This is a genomic window from Arthrobacter sp. PvP023 (assembly GCF_017832975.1).
In the GTDB taxonomy this organism is placed as follows: Bacteria; Actinomycetota; Actinomycetes; order Actinomycetales; family Micrococcaceae; genus Arthrobacter.
In genome coordinates, this window is sequence record NZ_JAFIBI010000001.1 from 1,747,417 (window position 1) to 1,772,589 (window position 25,173).

Annotated in this window: 20 protein-coding genes; 13 read left to right on the forward strand and 7 right to left on the reverse strand. The window is 65.9% G+C overall.

Annotation, left to right across the window (positions count from 1 at the left end):
• Positions 1-80: 80 nt before the first annotated feature.
• The 5 genes from glgX (at position 81) to JOE31_RS08115 (ending at position 8,863) form a co-directional block, all read left to right on the forward strand.
• Positions 81-2,336 carry a glycogen debranching protein GlgX gene (glgX, locus tag JOE31_RS08095; RefSeq protein WP_209743161.1) on the forward strand — a complete coding sequence of 752 codons (2,256 nt, stop codon included), beginning with the start codon at positions 81-83 and terminating at the stop codon, positions 2,334-2,336.
• Complete coding sequence (treY, locus tag JOE31_RS08100) at positions 2,333-4,681, forward strand: malto-oligosyltrehalose synthase (protein ID WP_209743163.1); 2,349 nt, start codon at positions 2,333-2,335, stop codon at positions 4,679-4,681. Before glgX ends, treY begins: the two co-directional genes overlap by 4 nt.
• Positions 4,678-6,432 carry a malto-oligosyltrehalose trehalohydrolase gene (gene treZ / locus JOE31_RS08105; protein ID WP_209743165.1) on the forward strand — a complete coding sequence of 585 codons (1,755 nt, stop codon included), beginning with the start codon at positions 4,678-4,680 and terminating at the stop codon, positions 6,430-6,432. Before treY ends, treZ begins: the two co-directional genes overlap by 4 nt.
• Positions 6,433-6,537: 105 nt before the next feature.
• Positions 6,538-7,575: an L-glyceraldehyde 3-phosphate reductase gene (gene mgrA, locus JOE31_RS08110; RefSeq protein WP_209743167.1), complete on the forward strand. Its 1,038-nt coding sequence runs from the start codon at positions 6,538-6,540 to the stop codon at positions 7,573-7,575.
• A 202-nt stretch (positions 7,576-7,777) separates the two neighbouring features.
• Positions 7,778-8,863, forward strand: coding sequence for an inositol-3-phosphate synthase (locus JOE31_RS08115; RefSeq protein ID WP_209743169.1), 1,086 nt, complete (start codon positions 7,778-7,780; stop codon positions 8,861-8,863).
• 121 nt (positions 8,864-8,984) lie between these two features.
• Here the strand turns inward: JOE31_RS08115 and JOE31_RS08120 are convergent, their stop codons facing one another.
• The 3 genes from JOE31_RS08120 to JOE31_RS08130 form a co-directional block, all read right to left on the reverse strand.
• A complete protein-coding gene (locus tag JOE31_RS08120; protein ID WP_209743171.1) occupies positions 8,985-9,608 on the reverse strand; it encodes a MerR family transcriptional regulator in 624 nt (207 codons plus the stop codon).
• Between the two features lie 1,452 nt (positions 9,609-11,060).
• Positions 11,061-11,291 (reverse strand): hypothetical protein, encoded by a 231-nt coding sequence (locus JOE31_RS08125; protein WP_209743173.1) that lies wholly within the window; start codon positions 11,289-11,291, stop codon positions 11,061-11,063.
• Positions 11,292-11,701: 410 nt separating this feature from the next.
• Complete coding sequence (locus tag JOE31_RS08130) at positions 11,702-13,000, reverse strand: IS30 family transposase (RefSeq protein ID WP_307864387.1); 1,299 nt, start codon at positions 12,998-13,000, stop codon at positions 11,702-11,704.
• 70 nt (positions 13,001-13,070) lie between these two features.
• On the opposite strand from JOE31_RS08130, the gene JOE31_RS08135 reads away from it, so the two are divergent.
• Positions 13,071-13,580, forward strand: a complete 510-nt coding sequence (locus tag JOE31_RS08135; protein ID WP_209743177.1) for a DUF2306 domain-containing protein — start codon at positions 13,071-13,073, stop codon at positions 13,578-13,580.
• A 45-nt stretch (positions 13,581-13,625) separates the two neighbouring features.
• Here the strand turns inward: JOE31_RS08135 and JOE31_RS08140 are convergent, their stop codons facing one another.
• The 3 genes from JOE31_RS08140 to mshA form a co-directional block, all read right to left on the reverse strand.
• Positions 13,626-14,585, reverse strand: coding sequence for a hypothetical protein (locus tag JOE31_RS08140; protein ID WP_209743178.1), 960 nt, complete (start codon positions 14,583-14,585; stop codon positions 13,626-13,628).
• 179 nt (positions 14,586-14,764) lie between these two features.
• The gene (locus JOE31_RS08145) at positions 14,765-16,462 is read right to left on the reverse strand and encodes a formate--tetrahydrofolate ligase (protein ID WP_209743180.1); all 1,698 of its coding nucleotides are present in this window, start codon (positions 16,460-16,462) and stop codon (positions 14,765-14,767) included.
• A gap of 63 nt (positions 16,463-16,525) precedes the next feature.
• A complete protein-coding gene (gene mshA, locus JOE31_RS08150; protein ID WP_209743182.1) occupies positions 16,526-17,791 on the reverse strand; it encodes a D-inositol-3-phosphate glycosyltransferase in 1,266 nt (421 codons plus the stop codon).
• 121 nt (positions 17,792-17,912) lie between these two features.
• Between mshA and JOE31_RS08155 the strand changes: the two genes are divergently transcribed.
• Positions 17,913-18,449 (forward strand): GNAT family N-acetyltransferase, encoded by a 537-nt coding sequence (locus JOE31_RS08155; protein WP_209743184.1) that lies wholly within the window; start codon positions 17,913-17,915, stop codon positions 18,447-18,449.
• A gap of 27 nt (positions 18,450-18,476) precedes the next feature.
• Here the strand turns inward: JOE31_RS08155 and JOE31_RS08160 are convergent, their stop codons facing one another.
• Positions 18,477-19,844 (reverse strand): 6-phospho-beta-glucosidase, encoded by a 1,368-nt coding sequence (locus JOE31_RS08160; protein WP_209743186.1) that lies wholly within the window; start codon positions 19,842-19,844, stop codon positions 18,477-18,479.
• A gap of 115 nt (positions 19,845-19,959) precedes the next feature.
• On the opposite strand from JOE31_RS08160, the gene JOE31_RS08165 reads away from it, so the two are divergent.
• Genes JOE31_RS08165 through tsaD form a run of 6 tightly spaced genes read left to right on the forward strand, consistent with a single transcriptional unit; the run spans position 19,960 to position 25,160 of the window.
• Positions 19,960-21,051 (forward strand): PfkB family carbohydrate kinase, encoded by a 1,092-nt coding sequence (locus JOE31_RS08165; RefSeq protein ID WP_209743188.1) that lies wholly within the window; start codon positions 19,960-19,962, stop codon positions 21,049-21,051.
• A gap of 42 nt (positions 21,052-21,093) precedes the next feature.
• Entirely contained in the window at positions 21,094-22,287 is a 1,194-nt protein-coding gene (gene alr, locus JOE31_RS08170) for an alanine racemase (protein ID WP_209743189.1), read from the forward strand.
• Positions 22,284-22,871 carry a tRNA (adenosine(37)-N6)-threonylcarbamoyltransferase complex ATPase subunit type 1 TsaE gene (gene tsaE, locus JOE31_RS08175; RefSeq protein WP_209743191.1) on the forward strand — a complete coding sequence of 196 codons (588 nt, stop codon included), beginning with the start codon at positions 22,284-22,286 and terminating at the stop codon, positions 22,869-22,871. The genes alr and tsaE overlap by 4 nt, the downstream gene beginning before the upstream one ends.
• Positions 22,871-23,542: a tRNA (adenosine(37)-N6)-threonylcarbamoyltransferase complex dimerization subunit type 1 TsaB gene (gene tsaB, locus JOE31_RS08180; protein WP_209743193.1), complete on the forward strand. Its 672-nt coding sequence runs from the start codon at positions 22,871-22,873 to the stop codon at positions 23,540-23,542. The genes tsaE and tsaB overlap by 1 nt, the downstream gene beginning before the upstream one ends.
• 5 nt (positions 23,543-23,547) lie before the next feature.
• Complete coding sequence (rimI, locus tag JOE31_RS08185; protein ID WP_209748250.1) at positions 23,548-24,093, forward strand: ribosomal protein S18-alanine N-acetyltransferase; 546 nt, start codon at positions 23,548-23,550, stop codon at positions 24,091-24,093.
• Complete coding sequence (tsaD, locus tag JOE31_RS08190; RefSeq protein ID WP_209743195.1) at positions 24,090-25,160, forward strand: tRNA (adenosine(37)-N6)-threonylcarbamoyltransferase complex transferase subunit TsaD; 1,071 nt, start codon at positions 24,090-24,092, stop codon at positions 25,158-25,160. Before rimI ends, tsaD begins: the two co-directional genes overlap by 4 nt.
• Positions 25,161-25,173: the final 13 nt, after the last annotated feature.

Below are 25,173 nucleotides of genomic sequence, written 5' to 3' on the forward strand. Positions count from 1 at the left end.
AACCGCGGCAACAAACATTTACTAAACCTGCTTACTAGTAGTCTGTCTAGAGATTTATTCGTTACGCACGAGGAGTACACATGGAAGTCTGGCCCGGATCGGCATACCCGCTGGGAGCCACCTTTAACGGCACTGGCACGAACTTTGCGCTGTTCAGCGAAAGGGCCGAAAAGGTTGAATTGTGCCTCTTCGACGACGAGGGTGTTGAAACCCGGATCGAGCTCCTCGAAGTCGACGGCTATGTGTGGCACTGCTACCTGCCCCACATCCAGCCCGGCCAGAAGTACGGATACCGCGTCCACGGCGCCTACGATCCCGACTCCGGGAACAGGTTCAACCCGAACAAGCTGCTCCTGGATCCCTATGCAAAGGCCGTGCACGGCCAGATCGACTGGGACCCCGCGCTGTTCTCCTACAACATGGGCGATCCCGATTCCCGCAACGATGCCGATTCGGCCCCGCACATGATGATGGGTGTGGTGATCAACCCGTTCTTCGACTGGGACGGTGACCACCTGCCCCGCGTCCCGTATCACAAGTCCGTGATCTACGAGGCCCACGTCAAGGGCCTGACCCAGCTGCACCCCGAGGTTCCGGAGGACCAGCGCGGCACCTACGCCGGCGTGGCCCACCCCTCGGTTATCTCCCACCTGCAGAAGCTGGGCGTCACGGCCATCGAGCTGATGCCGGTGCATCAGTTCGTCAACGACGGCATCCTCGAAGACAAGGGCCTGAACAACTACTGGGGTTACAACACCATCGGCTTCTTCGCCCCGCATAACAGCTACAGTTCCACGGGCGATACCGGCCAGCAGGTCCAGGACTTCAAAGCCATGGTCCGCTCGCTGCACCAGGCGGGCATCGAAGTGATCCTGGACGTCGTGTACAACCACACGGCCGAAGGAAACCACCTGGGGCCCACCCTGTCCTTCAAGGGCATCGACAACGCCGCCTACTACCGGCTCATGGACGGCGACGAGAAGCACTACATGGACTACACGGGCACGGGGAACTCGCTCAACGTCCGGCACCCCCACTCTCTGCAGCTCCTGATGGACTCCCTGCGCTACTGGGTCACCGAAATGCACGTGGACGGTTTCCGGTTCGACCTCGCCTCCACCCTTGCCCGGGAATTCTATGACGTGGACAAGCTGTCCACCTTCTTCGAACTCATCCAGCAGGACCCGGTTGTGTCCCAGGTCAAGCTGATCGCGGAGCCGTGGGACGTTGGCCCCGGTGGCTACCAGGTGGGCAACTTCCCGCCGCAGTGGACGGAATGGAACGGAAAGTACCGCGACACCGTCCGCGATTTCTGGCGTGGAGAACCGGCCACCTTGGGTGAATTTGCTTCCAGGATCACCGGCTCTGCCGACCTGTACGAGCACTCCGGCCGCCGTCCGGTCGCCTCGATCAACTTCGTTACCGCCCACGACGGCTTTACGCTCCACGACCTGGTGTCTTACAACGAGAAGCACAACGAGGCCAACGGCGAGGACAACAACGACGGCGAATCGCACAACCGCTCCTGGAACTGCGGCGCCGAAGGCCCCACCGACGACCCCAAGGTCCTGGGCCTCCGCGCCCGGCAGCAGCGCAACTTCATCGCCTCTCTGTTGCTCTCGCAGGGCGTGCCGATGATCCTGCACGGCGACGAGATGGGCCGCACCCAGCAGGGCAACAACAACGGCTACTGCCAGGATTCCGAACTGACCTGGATCAACTGGGACGCGGTGGACCAGCCGCTGGTGGAATTCACCGCCGCCGTCAACGCCCTCCGGCACAAGCACCCCACCTTCCGCCGCAGCCGCTTTTTCGATGGCAGGCCGGTCCTGCGAGGCGAAGGTGAACGGCTTCCGGACATCGAATGGCTGGACGTGGACGGCTCCACCATGAAACCCGAAGACTGGGACAGCGGCTTCGGCCGCTCGGTGGGCATGTTCCTCAACGGCGACGGCATCCGTGGCCGCGACGAACGCGGCCGCCGCATCACGGACGTCAACTTCGTGCTCTACTTCAATGCGCACGACGACGAAGTAAAGTTCACGCTGCCCTCCGACGAATATGCTCCGGCCTGGGACATCATCATCGACACCGCAGGACATAACGCCGACACTGAACCAGTGGAGGCGGGAGGATCGCTGCCCGTCGATGCGAAGTCCCTCGTGGTCCTGCGGGCCCACAGCACCCCCGAAGTGGAACCGGATCATTCAGTGGCCGCTTCGCTCGCTGCCTTGTCCCAGACGACTACCAGTGAAACCGAGGCGCTGACTACGCCGATTGTCCCTGAGCCGCCGCACACCAAGAAGGTCAGGTCGAAGGGGCAGGAGGATTCATGAGGACCCCTGTCTCCACATACCGCCTCCAGATCCGCCCGTCCTTCACCCTCCAGGACGCTGCCGCCGAGGTCCCTTACCTGAAATCGCTGGGCGTGGACTGGATCTACCTGTCCCCGATCCTGACGGCGGAAAAAGGATCAGACCACGGCTACGACGTCACCGACCCGTCCACGGTGGACGCCGACCGCGGCGGCCCCGAGGGCCTCGCAGCGGTGTCCCGGGCGGCCCGCGCCGCCGGCATGGGCGTCCTCGTGGACATTGTGCCCAACCACGTCGGGGTCGCGTCGCCGTACCAGAACCCCTGGTGGTGGTCCCTGCTCAAGGAAGGCCGGAAGTCACCTTACGCCGAGGCGTTCGACGTCGACTGGGACTTCGGCAACGGACGCGTCCGGCTCCCCGTGCTGGGGAGCGACGACGACCTGGACAAGCTGGAAATCCGCGACGGCGAACTTCGCTACTACGACCACCGTTTTCCGCTGGCCGAGGGCAGCTTTGCCGACGGCGATGACCCCCGTGACGTCCACGCCCGCCAGAACTACGAACTGGTGGGGTGGCGCCGCGCGGATACGGACCTCAACTACCGACGTTTCTTCGCCGTGAATACTCTGGCCGGCGTCCGGGTGGAAGTTCCCCGGGTGTTCGACGAAGCCCATGCTGAAGTGATCCGCTGGTTCCGCGAAGGTCTGGCGAACGGGCTGCGGATCGACCACCCGGACGGGCTCGCTGACCCCGAGGGCTACCTCCGGCGGCTCCGCGAAGCCACCGGCGGCAGCTACTTGCTGATCGAGAAGATCCTGGAACCGGGGGAGGAGCTGCCGGCCTCCTTCGAATGCGAAGGCACCACCGGCTACGACGCCTTGGCTGACGTGGACCGCCTCTTCGTCGACGCCTCGGCGCAGACGGCCCTGGACCAGCTCGACGGCAGGCTCCGCGGCGGAGAACCCGCAGACTATGAGGAAATGATCCGCGGAACCAAACGCCGGATCACCGACGGCATCCTGCACTCCGAGATCCTCCGGCTGGGAAGGCTCATTCCGGCCGGGACAGAGCTTGCCGGGGCGGCGTTGGATGCCGGACTCGCAGCCGACGCGATCTCCGAGATCATCGCTTCCTTTCCCGTCTATCGGACCTACCTGCCGTACGGCGAGGAAGTCCTCAGGGAGGCCTGCAGCCTCGCCGCACGGAACCGGCCGGACCTCGCTGCGGCCATCGAACTGCTGCAGCCGCTGCTGCTGGACGCCGGCTCGGCGCTGGCACAGCGGTTCCAGCAGACCTCCGGCATGGTGATGGCCAAGGGCGTGGAGGACACAGCGTTCTTCCGCTACACCCGGCTGGGCACACTGACGGAGGTGGGCGCCGACCCCACCGAGTTCGCCCTCGACCCGGCCGAGTTCCACCAGCGGATGGCGCGGCGGGAAGCCGAACTGCCGTTGTCCATGACCACGCTGAGCACGCACGACACCAAACGCAGCGAGGACACCCGGGCCCGGATCTCCGTGATTTCCGAGTTCGTGGCGGAATGGGACAAGGTGCTGACCAAGCTGCAGGAACTGGTGCCGCTGCCCGACGGGCCGCTTGCCAGCCTTCTATGGCAGGCCATCGCCGGCGCGTGGCCGGCGTCCCGTGAGCGTCTCCAGCAGTACGCCACCAAAGCCGCCCGCGAGGCCGGCAATTCGACCGACTGGCTGGACCCGGACGAAGCGTTCGAGCAGAAGCTGGCTGCCGCCGTCGACGCAGCGTTCGACAACCCCGAAGTCCGTGCGGAACTGGAGGCCTTCGTGGCGCTCTTGGAACCGTACGGCGCGGCAAACGCGCTGTCCGCGAAACTCGTGCAGCTGACCATGCCGGGCGTTCCGGACGTGTACCAGGGCACCGAGTTCTGGGACCGTTCCCTCACCGATCCGGACAACCGCCGTACTGTCGACTTTGCCGCGCGTCAGGAGTCGCTGGCGGCACTCGACTCCGGCGAGCGTCCGGCGTCGTACCAGGACGACGCCGCCAAGCTGCTGGTGACTTCGCGGGCGCTCAGGCTCCGGCGTGACCGGCCGGAGCTCTTCACCGCCTACACGGCAGTCACGCCGAGCGGTCCCGCGGCGGCGCACCTCGTGGCGTTCAGCCGCGGTGCCGGTGAGTCCGCCGGCGCCTTGACGCTGGCCACCAGGCTGCCGCGCCGGCTGGAACAGTCCGGCGGCTGGCGGGACACGTCCGTGGCATTGCCCGCTGAAATGACGGACGAACTCACAGGCAACAGTTTCGGGCCAGGGCCGGTGCAGGTTGCGGACATCCTGGCACGCTACCCCGTTGCCTTGCTGGCACCCACTCACGGATCGGAGAACCACGGATGACGTACCCCGCAAGCGGAAGCGGACGCTTCGACATCTGGGCCCCCGAGGTCACTGCCATCACCTTGCTGGCAGACGGCGCTGAATACCCCATGAGCCAGCGCGGCGAGGGCTGGTGGACGGCGGTCAATGCCCCGGCCGGGGGAGAGGTGGACTACGGCTACCTGCCGGGGACGGACACCACCCCGTTGCCGGATCCCCGGTCCCGCCGCCAGCCGGCGGGCGTGCACGCCTTGTCCCGCACCTTCGACCCGTCCGCCCACGAGTGGGCCGACGGGAACTGGGCGGGCCGGGAGCTGCAGGGCGCCGTCATCTACGAACTGCACATCGGCACGTTCACGCCGGAGGGCACCCTGGAAGCCGCAGCCGGAAAGCTGGGCTACCTCAAGGACCTCGGCGTCGACTTCGTGGAGCTCCTGCCCGTCAACGGCTTCAACGGCACCCATAACTGGGGCTACGACGGAGTCCTCTGGTACGCCGTCCATGAGGGCTACGGCGGCCCTGCCGCGTACCAGCGCTTCGTGGACGCCGCCCACGGCGCCGGCCTGGGCGTCATCCAGGACGTCGTCTACAACCACCTCGGTCCCAGCGGAAACTATCTGCCGAAGTTCGGGCCCTACCTGAAGTCAGGGGAAGGGAATACCTGGGGCGACTCGGTCAACCTGGACGGGAACGGATCAGACGAGGTCCGCCGGTACATCCTGGACAATGCGGCCATGTGGCTCAGGGACTACCACGTTGACGGCCTGAGGATCGACGCCGTGCACGCCTTCAAGGACGAGCGCGCGGTCCATCTCCTCGAGGAGTTCGGCGCCCTGGGCGATACGGTGGCCGCGGAAACCGGCCGGCCGATCACCATGATCGCGGAGTCGGACCTCAACAACCCCCGCCTGCTGTACCCCCGCGACGTCAACGGGTACGGGCTGGAAGGCCAGTGGAGCGACGACTTCCACCACGCCGTGCACGTGAACATCAGCGGCGAGACGGAGGGGTACTACAGCGACTTCGATTCGCTGGGCGCCCTGGCCAAGGTGCTGCGCGACGGGTTCTTCCACGACGGCAGTTACTCCAGCTTCCGCGGCCGGCACCATGGACGGCCCATCAACACGTCGCTGGTGCACCCCGCGGCCCTGGTGGTGTGCAGCCAGAACCACGACCAGATCGGCAACCGCGCCACCGGCGACAGGCTCTCCCAGTCCCTGTCCTACGGCCAGCTGGCCCTTGCGGCGGTCCTCACGCTGACGTCCCCGTTCACGCCCATGCTCTTCATGGGGGAGGAATACGGCGCCACCACGCCGTGGCAGTTCTTCACCTCCCACCCCGAGCCGGAGCTGGGCAAGGCGACGGCGGAAGGCCGCATCAAGGAGTTCGAGCGCATGGGGTGGGATCCCGCCGTCGTGCCCGATCCCCAGGATCCGGAGACCTTCAACCGGTCGAAACTGAACTGGGCCGAGGCCGCCGAGGGCGACCATGCCCGCCTCCTGGACCTCTACCGCTCGCTGACCGCGCTGCGGCGCAGCACTCCGGAACTGGCAGGGCTGGGGTTCACGGGCACCGCGGTGGACTACAGCGAAGAGGAAGGGTGGCTGCGGTTCCGGCGCGGAGACGTGATCGTGGCGCTGAACTTCTCGGAGCAGGCGGTCAAGCTCGAGGACACTGCCGGATCCGTGTTGCTCTCCACCGACGAGGCGTCAGTGGGCGACGGCGGCTCGCTGGTGCTGGCGCCATGGAGTGCCGCCATCCTGAAGGCCTGACCCGTTTGACCGCTGTTGCTGCGCCGCGGGCTGTTTGTGTCAGGCCGCGGCGTAACAACGGATTTGTTGGCTGTCGCCTGCGTCACAGCTGGCAGGATTGCAGGTATGACTTATTCTGCAGCGGACAACCGCTATGAATCCATGCCCTACCGCCGCGTCGGACGCAGCGGCCTGAAACTTCCGGCCATCTCCCTTGGGCTCTGGCACAACTTCGGCGACGACAAGCGCTTCGACGAGCAGCGCGCCATCCTCCGCCGCGCCTTCGACCTGGGCGTCAACCACTTTGACCTGGCCAACAACTACGGCCCGCCGGACGGCTCCGCGGAAACCAACTTCGGCCGCCACCTGCAGGACGACTTCAAGCCGTACCGCGACGAGCTGGTCATCTCCACGAAGGCCGGTTACTACATGTGGCCCGGCCCGTACGGTGAGTGGGGCTCCCGCAAATACCTGATCTCCAGCCTGGACCAGTCGCTGCAGCGCATGGGCCTGGACTACGTGGACATCTTCTACAGCCACCGCCCGGATCCGGAAACGCCGATGGAAGAGACCATGGGTGCGCTGGACTACGCCGTGCGCTCCGGAAAGGCCCTGTACGCGGGCATCTCCTCGTACACCCCGGAACAGACCCTCGAGGCCGCCCGGATCCTGAAGGAACTCGGCACCCCGCTGCTCATCCACCAGCCCAGCTACTCCATGCTGAACCGCTGGACCGAGAACGGCGCCCCGAACCTCTACGAGACGTTGGACCAGGTGGGCGCGGGTTCCATTGCGTTCTCCCCGCTGGCGCAGGGCATGCTGACGGACCGCTACCTGAAAGGCATCCCGGCCGATTCCCGTGCAGCCAAGGAACGGTTCCTTTCTGAATCGGCGCTCACCGAGGACAAGCTGGACCGGGTACGCGGGCTCAACAACATCGCCGCCGGCCGCGGGCAGTCGCTCGCACAGATGGCCATCGCCTGGATCCTCCGCGACCAGCCCAAGGGCTCACCCGTGACGTCCGCGCTGGTTGGCGCGTCCAGCGTCAAACAGCTGGAGGACACCCTGTCCGCCATCAACAACCTGGCGTTCTCGCAGGAGGAGCTGAAAGCGATCGACGAGTTCGCCGTCGAATCCGACATCAACCTCTGGGCCCAGAAGTAGCGCACCCTTAACAGGGCCGACGTGCCCAACCGGGCCGCGTAACAGAACTGTCCATGTCATAAAGCCGGGGCCGGGAACAACTCCGGCCCCGGCGGCGTTGGCTACAATGCAAGGGCGCCCAATGGCGCCGTGCCCATCAGCCGCCGTCGCTCATCAGAGTGCTGCCGCGCCGGGCACTGAAGTTTGTTCTCAAAGGAGTTTCGTGTCTTCAAATCCGATTCGTGTTGCCATCGTCGGTGTGGGTAACTGCGCCGCGTCCCTGGTCCAGGGTGTCCACTACTACCGGGATGCCGACCCCCAGGCCACGATTCCCGGTCTGATGCACGTGGAGTTCGGCGAGTACCACGTCAACGATGTTGAATTCGTTGCAGCCTTCGATGTTGACGGCAAGAAGGTCGGCGTTGACCTGGCCGACGCCATCCTGGCCAGCGAAAACAACACCATCAAGATCGCCGACGTTCCGCCCACCGGCGTAACGGTCCAGCGCGGCCACACCCTGGACGGCCTCGGCAAGTACTACCTCGAGACCATTGAGCAGTCCCCGGCGGAGCCGGTCGATGTTGTCCAGGCCCTGAAGGACGCCAAAGTTGACGTCATGGTCTGCTACCTGCCCGTTGGATCGCAGGAAGCCGCCGAATTCTACGCACAGGCCGCAATCGACGCCGGCGTGGCGTTCGTCAACGCCCTGCCGGTGTTCATCGCCGGAACCAAGGAATGGGCGGACAAGTTCACTGCCGCCGGTGTCCCGATCGTGGGCGACGACATCAAGAGCCAGATTGGTGCCACCATCACGCACCGCGTCATGGCCAAGCTCTTCGAAGACCGCGGCGTCACGCTGGACCGCACCTACCAGCTCAACGTCGGCGGCAACATGGACTTCAAGAACATGCTGGAGCGCGACCGCCTCGAGTCCAAGAAGATCTCCAAGACCCAGGCCGTTACGTCCAACGTTGAAGCTGAACTGGCTGCCAAGGACGTGCACATCGGCCCGTCCGACTACGTCCAGTGGCTCGACGACCGCAAGTGGGCCTTCGTGCGCCTCGAAGGACGCAACTTCGGCGACGCCCCCGTGTCGCTCGAATACAAGCTGGAGGTCTGGGACTCACCGAACTCCGCCGGCGTGATCATCGACGCCATCCGCGCGGCCAAGATCGGCCTGGACCGCGGCATCGGGGGCCCGCTGCTCTCGGCGTCCAGCTACTTCATGAAGTCCCCGCCGGAGCAGTTCAACGACGACCTCGCCCGTGAAAAGGTCGAGGCCTTCATCCGCGGAGACCTGGAGCGCTAAACTCTTCCGTTCCCCCCGCGCGATGCTCTCTCACTTGTGGTGGGTTTTGCCGCGATGCTCTCTCACTTTTGGTCGGTTTTGGCGCGATGCTCTCTCACTTCTGGTGGGGGAGCGTCGCGCTTTAAACGTCATTCTCATATCGGCGGATGGCGTGGCTGGCCTGTGCGAAAGCAAGGAGCTTGAGCAGCAGCCGGCTGTGCATGTGCATCCCGACTGCGGCCGTGAGAATAAGCTGGTCGACGCTGTCCGGGGCCGTCGTGGCCGCGATGTCGATCCCTGCGACGTCATCCATAGCCTTGCTGTACGTGCCCAGCACCTCAGGAGAGACACGGATGTTGAGGCTCTCCATGAGCGCCAGGTGGGCATTCAGTGCGTTCCGGGCGTCACTCGGGTAATCGGGCCAGCCCCGAAGACGTACGACGGCGTCAGCCGCCGGTGTGCCGACGCTGCCACCCGCTGTGGCGGAGGTGTCCAGCTCCAGCACCACGCGCTGGACTGCCGCCAGCAGGTCGAGCCGCGGCGCGCCGTCGTCGGCCATTCCGAGGAGGCCGCGGATCTGTTCGATGTTCAGTCCGACTATCCGGCGGAGCGCCTGGATCAATTCGAGCCGCTCGACGTGCCGCGCCGAATACTGCGCGCGGGTTGCGTGGACGGCGGCCCCGGCGGGCAACAGGCCCTCGCGCAGGTAGTACTTGATGCTGGCGGCCGAGACTCCCGACCGCTCGCTGAGTTCCTTAAGCTGCATCCGCGCCTTCTTTGGTCGGAAGCCGGGTCCGTTGGATAGTGGGTCCGGCGGCAACTATCCTGATGTACACAGACTGGATAGGGCGGTTTCCAACGATCGTCGCAACGGCTCCATTTGAAGGGCAACCATATCGCTCGGTTGCCCTTTGCCGGCCTGACCGCGCCCACGACGGCTGCCGGATTACAGTGCCGCAGAAGGCCCCGTGACCGTGCGGTTAACCGGACAGGTTCTATGGGAGTTCTACGGTCGCGCAAACGAGACTAAATCCGGCCATGAAGTAGTCCGGCAGTCTGCCCGGATCAGGGACCGGCTAACGGGACGGTCTGAACGGGCGGGTATGCGAGAAATGTTTCGCTGTGTTTCGTGAGGTGGTGGGCCCGCCCGGGTGCCCGGAAGGGTACCTCGGGTTTTGAGAGCGTTCCCGAAACAAACGCTTCAAGTCCATTCTGTCTGCGCATGTGGCCCGCTAAACTCGCTTGTACTAACGAGGTTGGGGGAACCGAAATGAGTACGCCTATGGTGCCGGCTCGCACAGCAACTGGACGACCAAACAAACTGGCCCTTGCGGCCATCATTTTCGCCGTCATCGCTGCCTCAGGATTCTGGGTATTCGGCGTCGCGGTTCTCGCTGTTTTTGCAGTCGGGGCCGGACACGTTGCCCTCAATCAGATCCCTCTGAGAGGCGAAAGTGGCCGTGGGCTAGCCATCGCTGCCCTGGTCATTGGGTATGGCATAGCCACGCTGGCATTGATCAACACTCTGGCGTTCATACCAAGCGCGGTCCAGCAGATCTCAATGTAGCGCTGCGGCTGACGAGCCTAGCCGCCAGCCTTGACCCTAATTCCTCGGAACAACGGCGTGGACTGTCCCGAAAGGGATTCGGCTTAGTGCAAAGGCTCAGCCGGCCATTCTCGTCAACGCCTGCGGGTTTGCCTTGTACTAAGCCCCTCTACGTCTCCGGCCCGACGGGCCCTGAACCTGATGACCAAAACTAGAATCCCCAACAAGAGCGCTAGCGTGACGCCTTCGAGGATTATTACCCACGAATCAAGGTAAATGCCCGTCACGATCAAGACGAACCCAATGGCGATCAGGACATACAGCATTTTGATCATGTTCTAACTCCTCTTTGCCGCAGTTGCCGTTCTGCGGTCGAGCGCGTGTCCTCAAACTGACCTGATGCGCGCCGCCTTCGGCCTGCGCTCAGGGAACCCGTCCTGCTATTCAAAGACTACCCACGAGACATTCTCGGGGAATGAGTGCGGGATACCTGCTTTTCTGCACGTCGGCGGTAGTGCCCGTGGCTGGATATCTGCCCAAGGTAGCCTTCGGCCCGGGATACTCGTTCCACGCCATGGCAGCCCCATTTTCGTGCTCACGACTCAGACCGCCATTTCCGCCCCGGTCAGGGTTCCCTCGCTGACCCTTTTACGGCACGGAGATTCAGAGAGATCAATAGTTAGGTCGAACCCAATCGGTGATTGGCGCGAACCCAACTTCGCTTTCCCTCACAAGTGGGCCGCCGAACTCGATTTCGGTCAGTATGGTGACATCACCGAGTATTGCCAGCCTCTCGACAATGCCGGTGAGGCTATTGACGACGGCCGTGGCGCGGAAAGCGGGGTCGTTAACGTGCTCGAACGTAATAAGCAACGACTGCTGACCGACCTCCTGGACGAGCATTGGGTAGAAACTTTCACTTGGACGGCCCCACATTAAGAGCGATTCGGGGTGAAGCATTTGAACCGGGGTCGGCATGCCGCGAGGGAACACGACCGCCCGCGGCGCCCAAGAAGTTCACCGCGATGCCGGTCCTCCGAAGGGAGAGCAAATCACACAGCCTGGGACGTCGCTGACGGCTGACGTTCTCCTCTAACTGAGCCCGGTCAAGGTAGCTATCGCCCTAAACGACCAATTCCCGGTAACAACTGGTGCTACCCGTCGGAGACCCATTTTTCGGCCCGGTCAGGGTTCCGGAACGAGAGTCCCGGCACAACACGTTGCCGTCCACGGTTGGGGTCAATTCGGGTTATCCAGGGCTGGGAATGGGGAGCCATTGGGGTAGCTCCCTGGTAGCCGTAGCGGTGGATAACTCATAAAGGATTGTCCCCGGCTGTGGGCGGAGGAAGCGTGCCCTCGGTGCCGCTGGAAATCGCAGTGTTCTGAAGCGCGGCAATGGTTTGGAGGGAAGTAAACCGGACGGTTGCACTGTTCCACGCGAGGACGGCACGGGGCCGACCGTTGATCTCGTCCGCGGCGAAGCGGACATCGGCTGGTTCTACCGTGCTGAGGTCGGCTCCTTTCCGGAAGTATTGGCGGAGCAGACCGTTGGCGTTCTCGTTCGAAGCCCGTTGCCAGGGGCTGGCAGGATCACAGAAGTAGACGAGCGTACCGAGCGCTACAGTCACCTCGGCGTGCCTGGCCATTTCGGAACCCCGGTCCCAGGTCAATGTTCTCCGCAGTGTGGCCGGCAGGACTCCGAGAACTTCTATGAGCCGGTCGCGCATGACGTCAGACCTGATCCCTGGCGGAAGCGCAAAGGCGATGAGGAACCGTGAGGACCGTTCCACCAGGGTGACTATCGCGGACTTGTTCGCCTTCCCCATGATGAGATCGCCTTCCCAGTGGCCTGCCTCCTCCCGGGTGGCAATATGGGCCGGCCGATCCCCGATCTTCAGGGCATCGGTGATGTATTGGCGAGGCTTCACCTTGGTCCGCGACCGCGGGCGCCGGCTGTATTTTCCGGAACGCAACAGCCGGGCAGAGCCCGATGGGACAGGGCGAATGCTCAGGCCGTAAAGCGCGCGGTAGATCGTTTCGTGGACCAAATGTCTGTGGAGTTCGCCTGGAAACCGTTCCTTCAGCGCCCGGCAGACCTGTTGCGGGCTCCATCGCTTCGACAGGCATTCCACGACGTACTGCCGCAGGTCGGCGTCACCGGTCAGCTTGGAAAGCCGGGGTCTCGGGCGTCTCTTCTGCGCCATTTTCTGGGCACGGAACGGATGATAGCGGCGGGAGTCAGGACGGTTTCGGGCTAACTCCCTGCTGATCGTGGACGCCGAACGCCCAAGCTCCCGGGCGATGGATCGAAGGCTTGCACGGGCCAATAGACGGTCGGCAATGAAGATGCGTTCATCTTCTGATAAGTAACGGAGGGATCCGCCGGCCGCAGGCACCGCGACGCGCGGCCTCGGATCCAAACCTTGCTGGATCAAGCCCTCCACACCGTTGCGTCCATGCAACCAGTGATGGCCTGTGTTCCGGCCTATGCCGAGGACCCTGCAGGCCTCGGAGTTGGAATATCCCTGCTTCATCAGCTGAACGTACAAGGGCTTCTTCTCAACCAAGCCCTCTGGGCCCATTTTCCTCGATCGGCGCGTCGAACTGCGCATGAATCAACACCACTTTCAGTCGGTGTTGCGACGTTGGTGAGAAACCGCCTAGTGCCTCTACCCTAAAGCTATGGAGCCCTGGAATGTACTGCTAGTCAGCCATGTGATCGCAGCGCTGTTCGTCCTTGTGATTGGCCCCTTTCAGATTCTTCGACGGCGCCGCGACCGCATCCACCGCACCATGGGATACCTCTGGGTGGCGGCCATGTACTACGTCTGCTTCAGTAGTTTCTGGATTGTGACCGCAGAACATTTCACCTGGTTGCACGGGCTGTCCGCCTTCACCATCGTGACTGTTACCCTCGGCCTTGTCAGTGCAATTCGCCGTAACGTTCCGTCGCACCTGGGCAACATGGTGGGCAGCTACGTCGGCATTGCCGTGGCCTTCATTTTTGCCGTCGCCGTCCCGGGGCGGGCGATCCCGCAACTTCTTGCCGAGGACCCGGCCACCGCGGCGTACGTCGCCGGTCTGGTGGTGCTAAGCGTCGTGGTGGTCTTCGTTTCGCTCAAGCGCGGTGGCCGTGCGGGGGTGGGGGCCAAGGTGAAGGACCAAACGCTCTCTCACTCCCTGCAGGTTTAAGATTGATCCTCTCTCACTTTTGGCGGGTTTTGGCGCAACGCTCTCTCACCCGGCGTCGGCAAAACCGGACGCTTGGGGATGATCGAGCCATGCGGTGCGCAGCAGTCGTTTGATCTTGCTGACGGCCGGCCGGCAACCATCAGCAAGATCGTCCTTGCCGAGGATCAGGACCGTCCAGCCAGCCGACTCAAATGCTTTGTCCCGCCGTCGGTCGCTGAAGATCTGGGCGTCGAGAAGGTGATGTTCGCCGTCATACTGGATGGCGAGACGCCGATGACGGTAGCCCAGATCGGCCGTCGGCGAAACGGCATCCGTTGGGCGCAACGCCAACTGGAGCTCCGGCTCAGGGAGGCCGGCGTCGGCCATCGCCAGGCGGAGAAGCGATTCAGGCGCGGAGTCCGCACCGACCCGCATGAGGTGCAGCGCCTCCCGGGCGCGTACTACACCCTGCAGGTTTGGGTGGCGGCCAACTAAGGTGCGGAGACCGTCCAAAGTGTCATAAGGCCGGGTGCGTCCCTCGAACGCCACTCGCGGGACACGGATTAGTTGATCGCCCATGCACACCAGATCGCTCACCGGCAGCCGTCGCGCCAGATCCAGCCAGGTCCGCGAACGGGTACTGACGCGGAGGCCATCGATCGATTCAATCTCGTCTTCGAGGGCCACCACCGTGTGGCCGATAACGCCGTTGCGGCGCACAGAGGGCAGGGCCCGGGGCTTGCTCAAGTGCAACTCCGTCGAGTCAGCTAGCCAGGGTGGCAGGAGTTGGCAGTGAAGCCGAGCTGCCGTGACGTGGGATATCCAAGCCCCTGGCGACGCGGTGGACAACGCCCTTGCCGCGGCCTCCAGTTCGAAGTTCCAGTCTGACGGGCGGTAGAGTCCGCGGCCCACATGAACCACATCTTTCCGCCGCAGCCTGGCCCTGGAAACTCCGGACGCCCGCGCTGAATCCAACGTGAATGGAGCCGCCGCCAGATGGCCGGGCAATTCGTTGCGCTTTTGCATGCTGGCATTGTTACCCGAAAACCACTCGCGCTGCAGAAGTTATCCACAGGCAGCTGTTTGGTCGGGAGGAAGTGAGAGAGCGTCGGGGAAAAACCGGTAGGGAGTGAGAGAGCGTCTGGGAAAAACCGGCAGGAAGTGAGAGAGCGTCCGGGAAAAGGCGGCAGGAAGTGAGAGAGCGTCTAGAAGAGGCCCAGGGGCTTGCCGGTGTCGTCCACGTCCATCCGCAGGGCTGCAGGAACTTTGGGCAGGCCCGGCATGGTCATCACCGCGCCGGTCAGCGCCACGATGAAGCCCGCCCCGGTCTTGGGGATGAGGTCCCGGACGTGCACCGTGAAGCCTTTCGGCGCACCCAGCTTCGTGGCGTCGTCGCTGAACGAGTACTGGGTCTTGGCCATGCAGACGGGCATGCCGGCCCAGCCGTTCTTCTCGATTTCGGCCAGGCGTTTGAGCGCTGGCACGGAGAAGTCCACGCCGTCGGCCCCGTACATTTCCTGCACGATGGTGCGGATCTTGTCCTCCACAGACAGGTCCAGCGGATACAGGTGCCGGAAAGTGTGCGGGGCATCAAGGGCTGCGAGCACCTTCGCCGCGAGTTCGTCGCCGCCGTCCCCGCCGCCGCCCCGGCCCCAGACGTCGGCCACCGCGGCCTGCACTCCTTCGCCGGCGCACCACTCCAGCAGCCAGTCCAGCTCCTCCCGGGTGTCCGTCGCGAACTTGTTGACGGCCACCACGGGAGTGATTCCAAACTTCTCCACGTTGCGGATGTGCCGCCGGAGATTTGCCGTGCCGGCGGCCAGCGCCTCCACGTTGGGCTCCTTCAGCCGGTCCTTTGCCACCCCGCCGTGCATCTTCAGCGCCCGGACCGTGGCCACAAGCACGACGGCGGACGGCGCCACGTCTGCCACCCTCGCCTTGATATCCATGAACTTTTCGGCCCCCAGGTCGGCCCCGAAGCCGGCTTCGGTGACCACGATGTCCGCGAGCCGGCGGGCGGTCTGGGTGGCGATCAGCGAGTTGCAGCCGTGTGCGATGTTGGCGAACGGGCCGCCGTGCACCAGGGCTGGGGTCCCGGCGATGGTCTGCACGAGGTTGGGTTTGATCGCATCCCTGAGCAGCATGGTCAGTGCGCCCTGGACGCCGAGGTCCGCCACCGTGACGGGTTCGCGGTCGTAGGTATAGCCGAAGGTGATGCGGCCCAGCCGGGCACGGAGATCGGCGATGTCCGTGGCCAGGCAGAACACCGCCATGATCTCCGAAGCCACGGTGATGTCGAAGCCGTCCTGCCGCGGGACGCCCTGGGCCGGTCCGCCGAGGCCAATGACCACTTCGCGGAGGGAGCGGTCATTCATATCCAGGACCCGCTTGAAGGTCATCCTGCGGGGATCGATGTTGAGTTCGTTGCCCTGGAAAATATGGTTGTCCACCAGGGCCATGAGTGCGTTGTTCGCCGAGGTGATGGCGTGGAAGTCGCCGGTGAAGTGCAGGTTGATTTCCTCCATGGGCAGCACCTGGGAGTAGCCCCCTCCGGTGGCCCCGCCCTTCATGCCCAGCACGGGACCCAGGGACGGCTCGCGCAGGGCAATCATCACCTTCCGGCCCGCCCGGGCCAGGGAATCCGCCAGGCCCACCGTGGTGGTGGACTTCCCCTCGCCCGCCGGAGTGGGGGACATCGCCGAGACAAGCACCACCTTGCCCGGCAGGCGGTCCGGTGCCCCTGCCGGAGCCACAAGCTTCGCCGGATCGATCTTCGCCTTGTACCGGCCATAGAGTTCCACGGCGTCGGCGTTGATGCCTGCCGCGGCTGCGATGTCACCGATGGGCCGCATGGTGGCGCGCTGGGCGATTTCCAGGTCACTCATGACGTTGTTGTCAGACATCGTTGTCCTTCAGTTCGTGGCTTCAGGGAAAGCCGTTCGGGGGTCCCGCCCGGCGCTTCCGGCTCAAGGCGTGTGGCCCACCGGAATTCTGTGACTATCAATGTACTGGTCGACGGCGGCGTGGTAGCTTTCCAGCGTGATGGCGGCGGTGCGCTGCCAGCCGAAGCCCTGGGCGTGCAGGGCTGCGGCCCGCCCCATGTCCCCGCGGGTGGCGGGATCGTCATAGAGCGCTTCCAGGACATCGGCCCAGTCAGCGGCTTTGTGCCCGTCCACCAGCAGCCCGGTCCGTCCGTCGAAGATGGCCCGGGACAGTCCGCCCACCCGGGTTGCCACCACCGGAGTCCCGCAGGCCTGGGCTTCCAACGCCACCAGGCCGAAGGATTCACTGTAGGACGGCATCACCACGACGTCGGCCGAGCGGAACCAGCCGGCCAGCTCCGGTGCGTTCACCGGCGGGTGGTGGGTGACGACGTCGTCCATTCCGGCAGCGCTGATCAGCGCCTTCAGGTCGAAGTCCTTGGCCCCGCTCAGGGCGCCCAGGATGGTCACCTGGAGGTCGATGTCGGGGCGGCGCGAGCGGAGCAGGGCAGCTGCCTTGACGAGGACCTGCGGTCCTTTGAGCCGCTGGATCCGTCCGGCGAACAGCAGGTGGAACTTGCCGGCGGGTACTCCGAGCTGTGCACGGGACCGGGGGCGGAAGGCGGGTGTGAAAACTGTCAGGTCCACACCCGGGGGAGCCACGTCGATGTGGTCGAAGTCGGCGTCGTAATGCGACACGAGTTCCGCGGCTTCGGCCGGGGTGTTCGCGATCAGCCGGGTGGCGCCGTCGACGATGCGGTGTTCGCCGTCCTCACGCCGCCGCGGTTCGGGCTTCTCACCGGACTGCAGGAGGAGGTTCTTGACCTTGGCCATGGTGTGCATAGTGTGCACCAGCGGCACGCCCCACAGCCGGGAAAGCTCCAGCCCGGCCACGCCGGACACCCAGTAGTGCGAATGGATGAGGTCGTACCGGCCGTGCGGCTGGCGCTGCCGGATGCGCTCAATTTCCGCCACCATGCTGTGCAGCAGCTCCGGAAGCTCCTCTTTGGGCAGCTTCCGCGGCGGTCCGGAGATCACGTTGTGGACGCACACACCGGGATCCGGGTGTTCGACGGCGGGCTGCCCCGACGACGTGGACCGGGTGAAGATTTCCACCTCGACGCCGCTGGCGGCCAGCGCCGAGGCCAGCGCCCGCACGTACACGTTCATGCCGCCGGCGTCGCCGGAACCGGGCTGTTCCATGGGCGAGGTGTGCAGGGAAAGGAACGCGACACGGCGGATCAGAGTCACGGCTCTCCCTTCGGCTGGCGGAACTGCATCCGATAAAACACTACTCCTGAAGTGACCCGGCCTTCACAGTGTCCCGAGCACTGTCCCGAGCACCGAGAGCCCTCCTGCTAACGTGGCGCGTGTGAGCGCAACCGCAGACGCAACCGCAGAGTCAAGCCGGCACCCGGCCGGCATCCAAATCCGCGGCGCCACCGCAGCCGACTGGCCCGGCATGTGGGCCATCCTGGAACCCGTCATCCGGGCCGGGGAGACCTTCACGTGGGACCGCGGCACCACGGAGGACGAGGCCCGCGCGCGCTGGTTCAAGGACGCCCCGGGCCAGGCATTCGTGGCTGTCCAGGACGGGTCGGTGCTGGGGACAGGAGAGCTGCACGCCAACCAGGGCGGGGGAGGCAGCCATGTGGCCAACGCAGGCTACATGGTCCACCCGGACCACGCCGGCAAAGGACTGGCCAGGGCCCTCTGCGCCTATTCGCTGGACGCGGCCCGGGCGGCAGGCTTCCGGGCCATGCAGTTCAACGCCGTGGTGGAGAGCAACGTCCGTGCCGTGGCGGCCTGGCAGGCCATGGGCTTCGAAGTCCTGGCCACCATTCCGGACGCCTTCAACCACCCGACGCTGGGCTACGTGGGCCTGAAGGTGATGTACCGCAAGCTGTAGGCACAGCCGGAACCAGCACCGCCGGAGTCAGGCCCCGTCGCCCCACAGCTGTCCGAGAGCCGGAAACGCCGCTTCGTAGCCGGCCAACAGCTTCACAGCCAGCTCCTCGGAATCGATCAGCGGGTGCAACGCGAACGCCTGAAGAGCGTCGGCCCGTCGTCCCTGCACCACCGACGACACCGTGAGCCGCTCCACCTCCTTGACCCGCTGCATGAGGGCAAGTTGCGCGTCTCCGGGCCGTTCCTGCGGCAGCGGCACCGCGCCGTCGGCGGTCACCCGGCAGGGAACCTCGACGACGGCGTCCGCCGGCAACCCGGGAACCGAACCTGCGTTTGGGGTGTTCAGGATGAGCTCCGTACCCCCGGCCGGCGCACCACCCGACAGAGCCCGCATCACGCCGAGGGCAACGCGCTCGTACCCGCCGCCCGCGAGGTCCTCCTCGTCCCGCTGTTCGCCGCCGGCGCGTGCCTCAGCCAGGTAGCCTTCCTCGCGCGAACGTCGGGCCGAGTCCCACAGTTCGTAGGCGCGGGGCCCGGCCGCGGCCAGTGCCGGGTACAGCCCGGACTGCTGGTCGTGGATCGATTCGCCGCGTGTCTGCCGCATCGCGCGGATGGCGCCGACGGCCCGTTCGGTGTCGTAGTAGTAATAGAGGTACTCGTTGGGCAGGCAGCCCAGTGCCTGGAGGAAGGGCTGCGGGAAGAGCCGTCCCTCCTCGAAGCCGGACAGGGCCTGTGCGTCCGCCAGCAGTCCGGGCAGCAGGTCCTGACCCCCCGACTCCAGCCGGTACAGCCAGCCCAAATGGTTGAGTCCGTAGTAGCCCACGCCGTCGAGCTTTCCCTCAGGCAGCGGGGCGCCGGCTGCCCGGGCAGCGCGGTGGACCAGGCCGCCGGCCGAATCGCAGATGCCGATCACCCTGGTGCCCAGCACGGGGACCAGCGCCTCGGTGACCATTCCGGCCGGGTTGGTGAAGTTGATCAGCCATGCCCCAGGGCATCGCTGCTTCATTTCGCGGGCCAGGGCCAGCATCCCGGGGATGGACCGCAGGGCGTAGGAGATTCCGCCTGCGCCCGTGGTCTCCTGGCCCAGCAGGCCCAGGCCGATTGCCACGCGTTCGTCGGCGGTCCGGCCCGCTGTTCCTCCGGGGCGGATGGCCGCGAACACCATGTCGGTGCCGCCGAGGCCCTCGGCCAACGATGTGGTGGTGCTGACCGCAGGACCGGGTGCGCCGCCGGACGCACCCATTGATGCCAGGACGGCCTTGATCGCGGCCAGCCGCAGGGGATCGACGTCGAAGAGCACAAGCTCGCGAACCAGCCCTGCGAAGGGGCCGGAGGTGAGCGCCCGGTACACGAGCGGGACACGGAACCCGCCGCCACCGGCAATCATGAGCCGCATACCTCGCAGTCTATTCTGCTGCGGCCGGCCACTCACGGGGACCCGCGCCCAGCCCGTGGCGCGCCCCGCGGCAGGGCTCTTTGCAGGCGTGGCGCGAGGGCGTAGTCTGCCGAACATGGACGCGATACCAGAGCGCCGGTTCGACCCGCTCTCCGCCGTCCGCACTCCCGCGGACGGGAGCTTCGACCTGCTCCTGACGGGGACGGTCTTCCAGGACATCATCTTCACCGGGCTGCCCCACGCGCCGGAGCCAGGCACTGAAATCTGGAGCGAGGGAATGGGCAGCTGCCCGGGCGGTGTGGCCAACCAGGCCATTGCCGCCGCCCGGCTGGGACTGCGGACCGGGCTGGCGGCTGCCTTCGGCGATGACGGCTACGGGGACTACAACTGGAAGATCCTGGCCGCCCAGGAGCACGTGGACCTGTCCCTGTCCAAGCGGGTACCAGGCTGGCACTCGCCCGTGACCGTCTCGCTGAGCGTGCAGCACGACCGCTCCATGGTGACCCACGGCCACCCGGCGCCGGTCACCTCCTCGGAACTGATCGGGACGCCGCCGGCCGCTCTCGCCGCCGTCGCCGACCTGGATGAGGAACTGGCCCCGTGGGCGGTTGCCGCCCACAGCGCCGGAGTCAAACTTTTCGGCGACGTCGGCTGGGACGCCACCGGCAAATGGTCGTCCACCAGGCTGGACAACCTCGAGTACTTCCACGCATTTATGCCCAACCAGCGCGAGGCCATGGCGTTCACCGGCCGGGACACGCCCTGGGCGGCGCTGTATGCACTCGCCGACCGGGTTCCGGTGGCCGTGGTGACCCTGGGGCCGCAAGGTGCCATGGCCGTGGACTCCGAAACGGGCGAGGAGGAATGGGTGCCGTCGCTGCCCGTCTCGGCCTTTGACCCCACCGGGGCCGGGGACTGCTTCGGCGCTGCCTTCATTGTGGGCAGCCTGGCGCGCTGGCCGCTGGCGGACCGGCTGCGGTTCGCCAACCTGTGCGCGTCGCTGGCGGTCCAGGAAGTGGGCGGGTCCCTCGCAGCACCCGGCTGGGGCGACATCGCCGACTGGTGGAAGCGGGCCAACGCTAGGCCGGAACGGCAAAGCAGCCAGTGGCTGCGGCGCTTCAGCTTCCTCGAGGAAATCGTCCGCGATGTTCCCCCGCAGGCCCTGCGCCGGGCCACGGCAACCATCGCCCACCTCTCCGACGCCTAGCTGAATTAAGCCACCCGCCGTGCCGCCACTAGAATCACTAGGGTGACTTACCCAGCAGCAACCGAACGTTCAGCCAGCGAACGTTCAGCAGTGATCGACCTGGACGCCATCCGGCACAACGTGCGCCATCTGGCCGCCGTCGCCTCTCCCGCGCAGGTCATGGCCGTGGTGAAGGCCGATGCCTACGGGCACGGTGCCGTTCCGGTGGCGCGTGCTGCGCTGGAAGCCGGTGCCCGCTGGCTTGGTGTTGCGCACATATCAGAGGCGCTTGCCCTGCGCGCTGCAGGCATCGAGGCCCCGCTGCTCGCTTGGCTGCACACGCCGGACAGCAACTTCGGTGCCGCCGTCGCCGCCGGGATAGACATCGGCTGCTCCGGCTGGGAGCTGGAAAAGATCGTCCTGGCGGCCCGGGAGCAGGAACGCCCCGCGCGCATCCACCTGAAGGTGGACACCGGCCTGGGCCGCAACGGCTCAACGCTGGAGGCATGGGACAGCCTGGTGGGCGAAGCCATGGAATACCAGGACGAAGGCCTGCTCCGCGTGGTGGGCATCTTCTCCCACCTCGCCGTGGCGGATGAGCCGCACCGTCCGGAAACGGACCAGCAGCTGCAGGCCTTCCGCGAAGTCCTGGCCATTGCGGAGGACGCCGGCGTGGACCCCGAAGTGCGGCACCTGGCCAACACCCCTGCCGCACTGTCCCGCCCGGACACGCACTTCGACCTGGTCCGCGTGGGACTTGGCATTTATGGACTCTCACCCTTCGAGGGCCAGTCGCCGGCCGAGCTGGGCCTCCGCCCGGCGATGACCGTCCGCACCAAGGTGTCCCACTGCAAGGACGTCCCCGCGGGCCAGGGCGTTTCCTACGGCCTCAATTACCGGACCGCCGCCGCCAGCACGCTGGGACTGATCCCGCTGGGCTACGCGGACGGTGTGCCCCGCGTGGCCACGGGCGGCCCGGTGCGGGTGGAAGGCCGGAATTACCCGGTGGTAGGCAGGATTGCGATGGACCAGATGGTGATCGACCTCGGACCCCGCCGCGTGTCGTCCGGCGGGGCCAGCGTGCTGGGTGCCGAGGCCGTCCTCTTCGGCGACGGCACAGACGGCGGCCCGACGGCGGACGACTGGGCCCGCGCGGCGGGCACCATCAACTACGAGATCGTGACCCGGATCAGTCCGCGTGTTCCCCGACGGTACGTCAACGAAAGCCATACGGACGGACCGGGTGAGGCGCGATGAATGATCCGCAGTGGGAGCTGTCCCTGACGGTGCAGAGCGCCGAGGAAACCCATGCCCTTGCGGCGGCCCTTGGCGCCGTTCTTGACGCGGGCGACCTCGTCATCCTGACCGGAGAGCTCGGCGCCGGCAAGACCACCTTTACCCAGGGACTCGGCGAAGGGCTGGGGGTGCGGGCCGGCATCATTTCCCCCACGTTCGTCCTGGTCCGCATCCATCCCAACCTTCCGGACGGCCCGCGTCCCGGCGGCCCCGACCTGGTGCACGTGGATGCCTACCGGCTGGAAAGCGCGGCGGAGATCGATGACATCGACCTCGAAAACACCATGGACAGCACCGTCACCGTGGTGGAGTGGGGCCGCGGACGGGTGGAACACCTCAGTGACAGCGTGCTCGACGTCGAACTGCACCGTCACCTGGGCTCCTCACCCGGCGCTGCGGGAGGCTCCGCGCCGGGCGCCGCTGACGGCGTGCTGGACTTCGATACGGACGACGACGATGAGCCCCGCACCATCATGATCCGCGGTTACGGCCCCCGCTGGGCTGAACAGCCCCTGCTGCCTGCCGTCCTGAAAGGGAATTCCTGATGCTCATCCTTGCCATCGACACCTCAGCCGTGGCCAGTGCGGCGCTGGTTTCGGACGACGCGCCGGAGGGCGTGCTGGCGAGTTTCTCCACGGAGGACACCCGCAGCCACGCCGAAGTGCTGGCCCCCGGCATCGACGCCCTGCTCGCTGACGCCGGAGTGACCGGTGCGGACATTGACGCGATTGTGACCGGCGTGGGCCCGGGGCCGTTCACGGGACTGCGGTCCGGGATCGCCACGGCGCGGACCCTGTCCTACGTCTGGGGCAAACCCCTGTACGGCCTGATGAGCCTGGACGCCATGGCCCTGGAAGTGGCCGAATCGACTGCTGCCGTGCCGGAGTTCCTGGTGGCAACGGATGCCCGACGCAAAGAGGTCTATTGGGCGCGCTATTCACTCGTGGACGGCCAGCTGCCCCTGCTCGTTGACGGACCTCACGTGGGCTTCGCCGCCGATCTTCCCGACCTTCCGGCCTACGGTGCCGGTGCGGGCATCTACGAGGACGTGCTGAAAGCCGATCCGGATTTCAGCACCGAGCAGCCGGACGCCCTGTATCTTGGCCAGTTCGCCCTGGCGAGGCTGGCCGCGGGGGAGCAGCTGCTGGACTCCACGCCGCTGTACCTCCGCGAGTCCGATGCGCAGGTTCCCGGGCCCCGGAAGCGTGCGCTGTGACCGGGATGGCGGCCGGCCCCGTGCCGGCAGGGGTGACGCTGCGCAGCATGAACGCGGCGGACATCCCCGCGGTGCACACCCTCGAATGCAGGCTGTTCCCCGTGGACGCCTGGCCGCTGCAGATGTTCCATGACGAACTGGCGCAGGCTGAGACACGCCACTATCTTGTGGCCGAGGTTGCCGGTGACATTGTGGGCTATGCCGGCCTGATGTGCATCGAACCGATTGCGGATGTGCAGACCATCGCCGTGGTACCCGAGTGCGAAGGCAAGGGAATCGGCTCGGCCCTGCTGACCGAGCTCATCGCCGAAAGCCGGCGGCGCCGCGCGGCGGACGTGCTGCTGGAGGTCAGGGCGGACAACCCCCGGGCCCAGGATCTCTACCGCCGCTTCGGCTTCGAGCAGATCCATGTCCGGCCGAGGTATTACCGGGACGGCGTTGACGCCCTGATCATGCGGCTCCAGCTTCAGGACTCCGCCCTGATCGACCGGCCGGCGGGCACCGGCGCGACTACAGACACTATGCCGGCCACGGAGGCAGACACACCATGAACCGAACACAGCCCCTTGTCCTGGGCATCGAGTCCTCCTGCGATGAGACTGGCGTGGGAATCGTGCGCGGAACTGCGCTGCTCAGCAACACCGTGTCCTCCTCCATGGAAGAGCATGTCCGCTTCGGCGGAGTCATCCCCGAGATCGCCTCCCGTGCACACCTGGACGCTTTCGTGCCCACTCTCCAGGGAGCCCTCGCGGAGGCGGGAGTCCGGCTCGACGACGTGGACGCTATCGCCGTCACCTCCGGTCCCGGGCTGGCCGGGGCGCTGATGGTGGGTGTGTGCGCCGCCAAGGCGCTCGCGGTGGCCACGGGCAAGCCGCTGTATGCCATCAACCACCTGGTGGCCCATGTGGGCGTCGGCCTGCTGCAGGAAGAGAACACGCTGCCTGAACACCTGGGCGCTCTGCTGGTATCCGGCGGTCACACCGAAATCCTCCGGATCAGGAACATCACCGACGACGTCGAGCTGCTGGGCTCCACGATTGACGACGCCGCCGGCGAAGCCTACGACAAAGTGGCCCGGCTCCTGGGGCTCGGCTACCCCGGCGGGCCGGCCATCGACAAACTGGCCCGGACCGGCAACGCCAAGGCCATCCGGTTCCCGCGCGGACTGACGCAACCCAAGTACATGGGCACCGCGGACGAACCCGGCCCGCACCGCTACGACTGGTCCTTCAGCGGACTGAAGACCGCTGTCGCCCGTTGCGTGGAACAGTTCGAAGCCCGTGGCGACGACGTGCCGGTCGCGGACATCGCGGCCGCCTTCCAGGAAGCCGTGGTGGACGTCATCACTTCCAAGGCGGTGCTCGCCTGCAGGGAAAACGGCATTACCGAACTCCTGCTGGGCGGCGGGGTTGCCGCGAATTCGCGGCTGCGCCAGCTCACCGAACAGCGGTGCAGGGCGGCCGGAATCCGGCTGACTGTTCCGCCGCTCGAGCTGTGCACAGACAACGGTGCCATGGTGGCCGCCCTCGGTGCCCAGCTGGTGATGGCCGGCATCGAGCCGAGCGGCATCGGCTTCGCCCCGGATTCGTCCATGCCGGTCACCACCGTTTCGGCGTAGCCCGCACAGCGCC

Coding starts and splice junctions, on each gene's coding strand:
- JOE31_RS08140 (WP_209743178.1), bottom strand. CDS start 14,585: ATGCAAAAGCGCAACGAATTGCCCGGCCATCTGGCGGCGGCTCCATTC.
- glgX (WP_209743161.1), top strand. CDS start 81: ATGGAAGTCTGGCCCGGATCGGCATACCCGCTGGGAGCCACCTTTAAC.
- treZ (WP_209743165.1), top strand. CDS start 4,678: ATGACGTACCCCGCAAGCGGAAGCGGACGCTTCGACATCTGGGCCCCC.
- JOE31_RS08145 (WP_209743180.1), bottom strand. CDS start 16,462: ATGTCTGACAACAACGTCATGAGTGACCTGGAAATCGCCCAGCGCGCC.
- mgrA (WP_209743167.1), top strand. CDS start 6,538: ATGACTTATTCTGCAGCGGACAACCGCTATGAATCCATGCCCTACCGC.
- tsaB (WP_209743193.1), top strand. CDS start 22,871: ATGCTCATCCTTGCCATCGACACCTCAGCCGTGGCCAGTGCGGCGCTG.
- JOE31_RS08165 (WP_209743188.1), top strand. CDS start 19,960: ATGGACGCGATACCAGAGCGCCGGTTCGACCCGCTCTCCGCCGTCCGC.
- rimI (WP_209748250.1), top strand. CDS start 23,548: ATGGCGGCCGGCCCCGTGCCGGCAGGGGTGACGCTGCGCAGCATGAAC.
- treY (WP_209743163.1), top strand. CDS start 2,333: ATGAGGACCCCTGTCTCCACATACCGCCTCCAGATCCGCCCGTCCTTC.
- tsaD (WP_209743195.1), top strand. CDS start 24,090: ATGAACCGAACACAGCCCCTTGTCCTGGGCATCGAGTCCTCCTGCGAT.
- JOE31_RS08160 (WP_209743186.1), bottom strand. CDS start 19,844: ATGCGGCTCATGATTGCCGGTGGCGGCGGGTTCCGTGTCCCGCTCGTG.
- JOE31_RS08120 (WP_209743171.1), bottom strand. CDS start 9,608: ATGCAGCTTAAGGAACTCAGCGAGCGGTCGGGAGTCTCGGCCGCCAGC.
- JOE31_RS08125 (WP_209743173.1), bottom strand. CDS start 11,291: ATGCTCGTCCAGGAGGTCGGTCAGCAGTCGTTGCTTATTACGTTCGAG.
- JOE31_RS08130 (WP_307864387.1), bottom strand. CDS start 13,000: ATGCGCAGTTCGACGCGCCGATCGAGGAAAATGGGCCCAGAGGGCTTG.
- tsaE (WP_209743191.1), top strand. CDS start 22,284: ATGAATGATCCGCAGTGGGAGCTGTCCCTGACGGTGCAGAGCGCCGAG.
- JOE31_RS08135 (WP_209743177.1), top strand. CDS start 13,071: ATGGAGCCCTGGAATGTACTGCTAGTCAGCCATGTGATCGCAGCGCTG.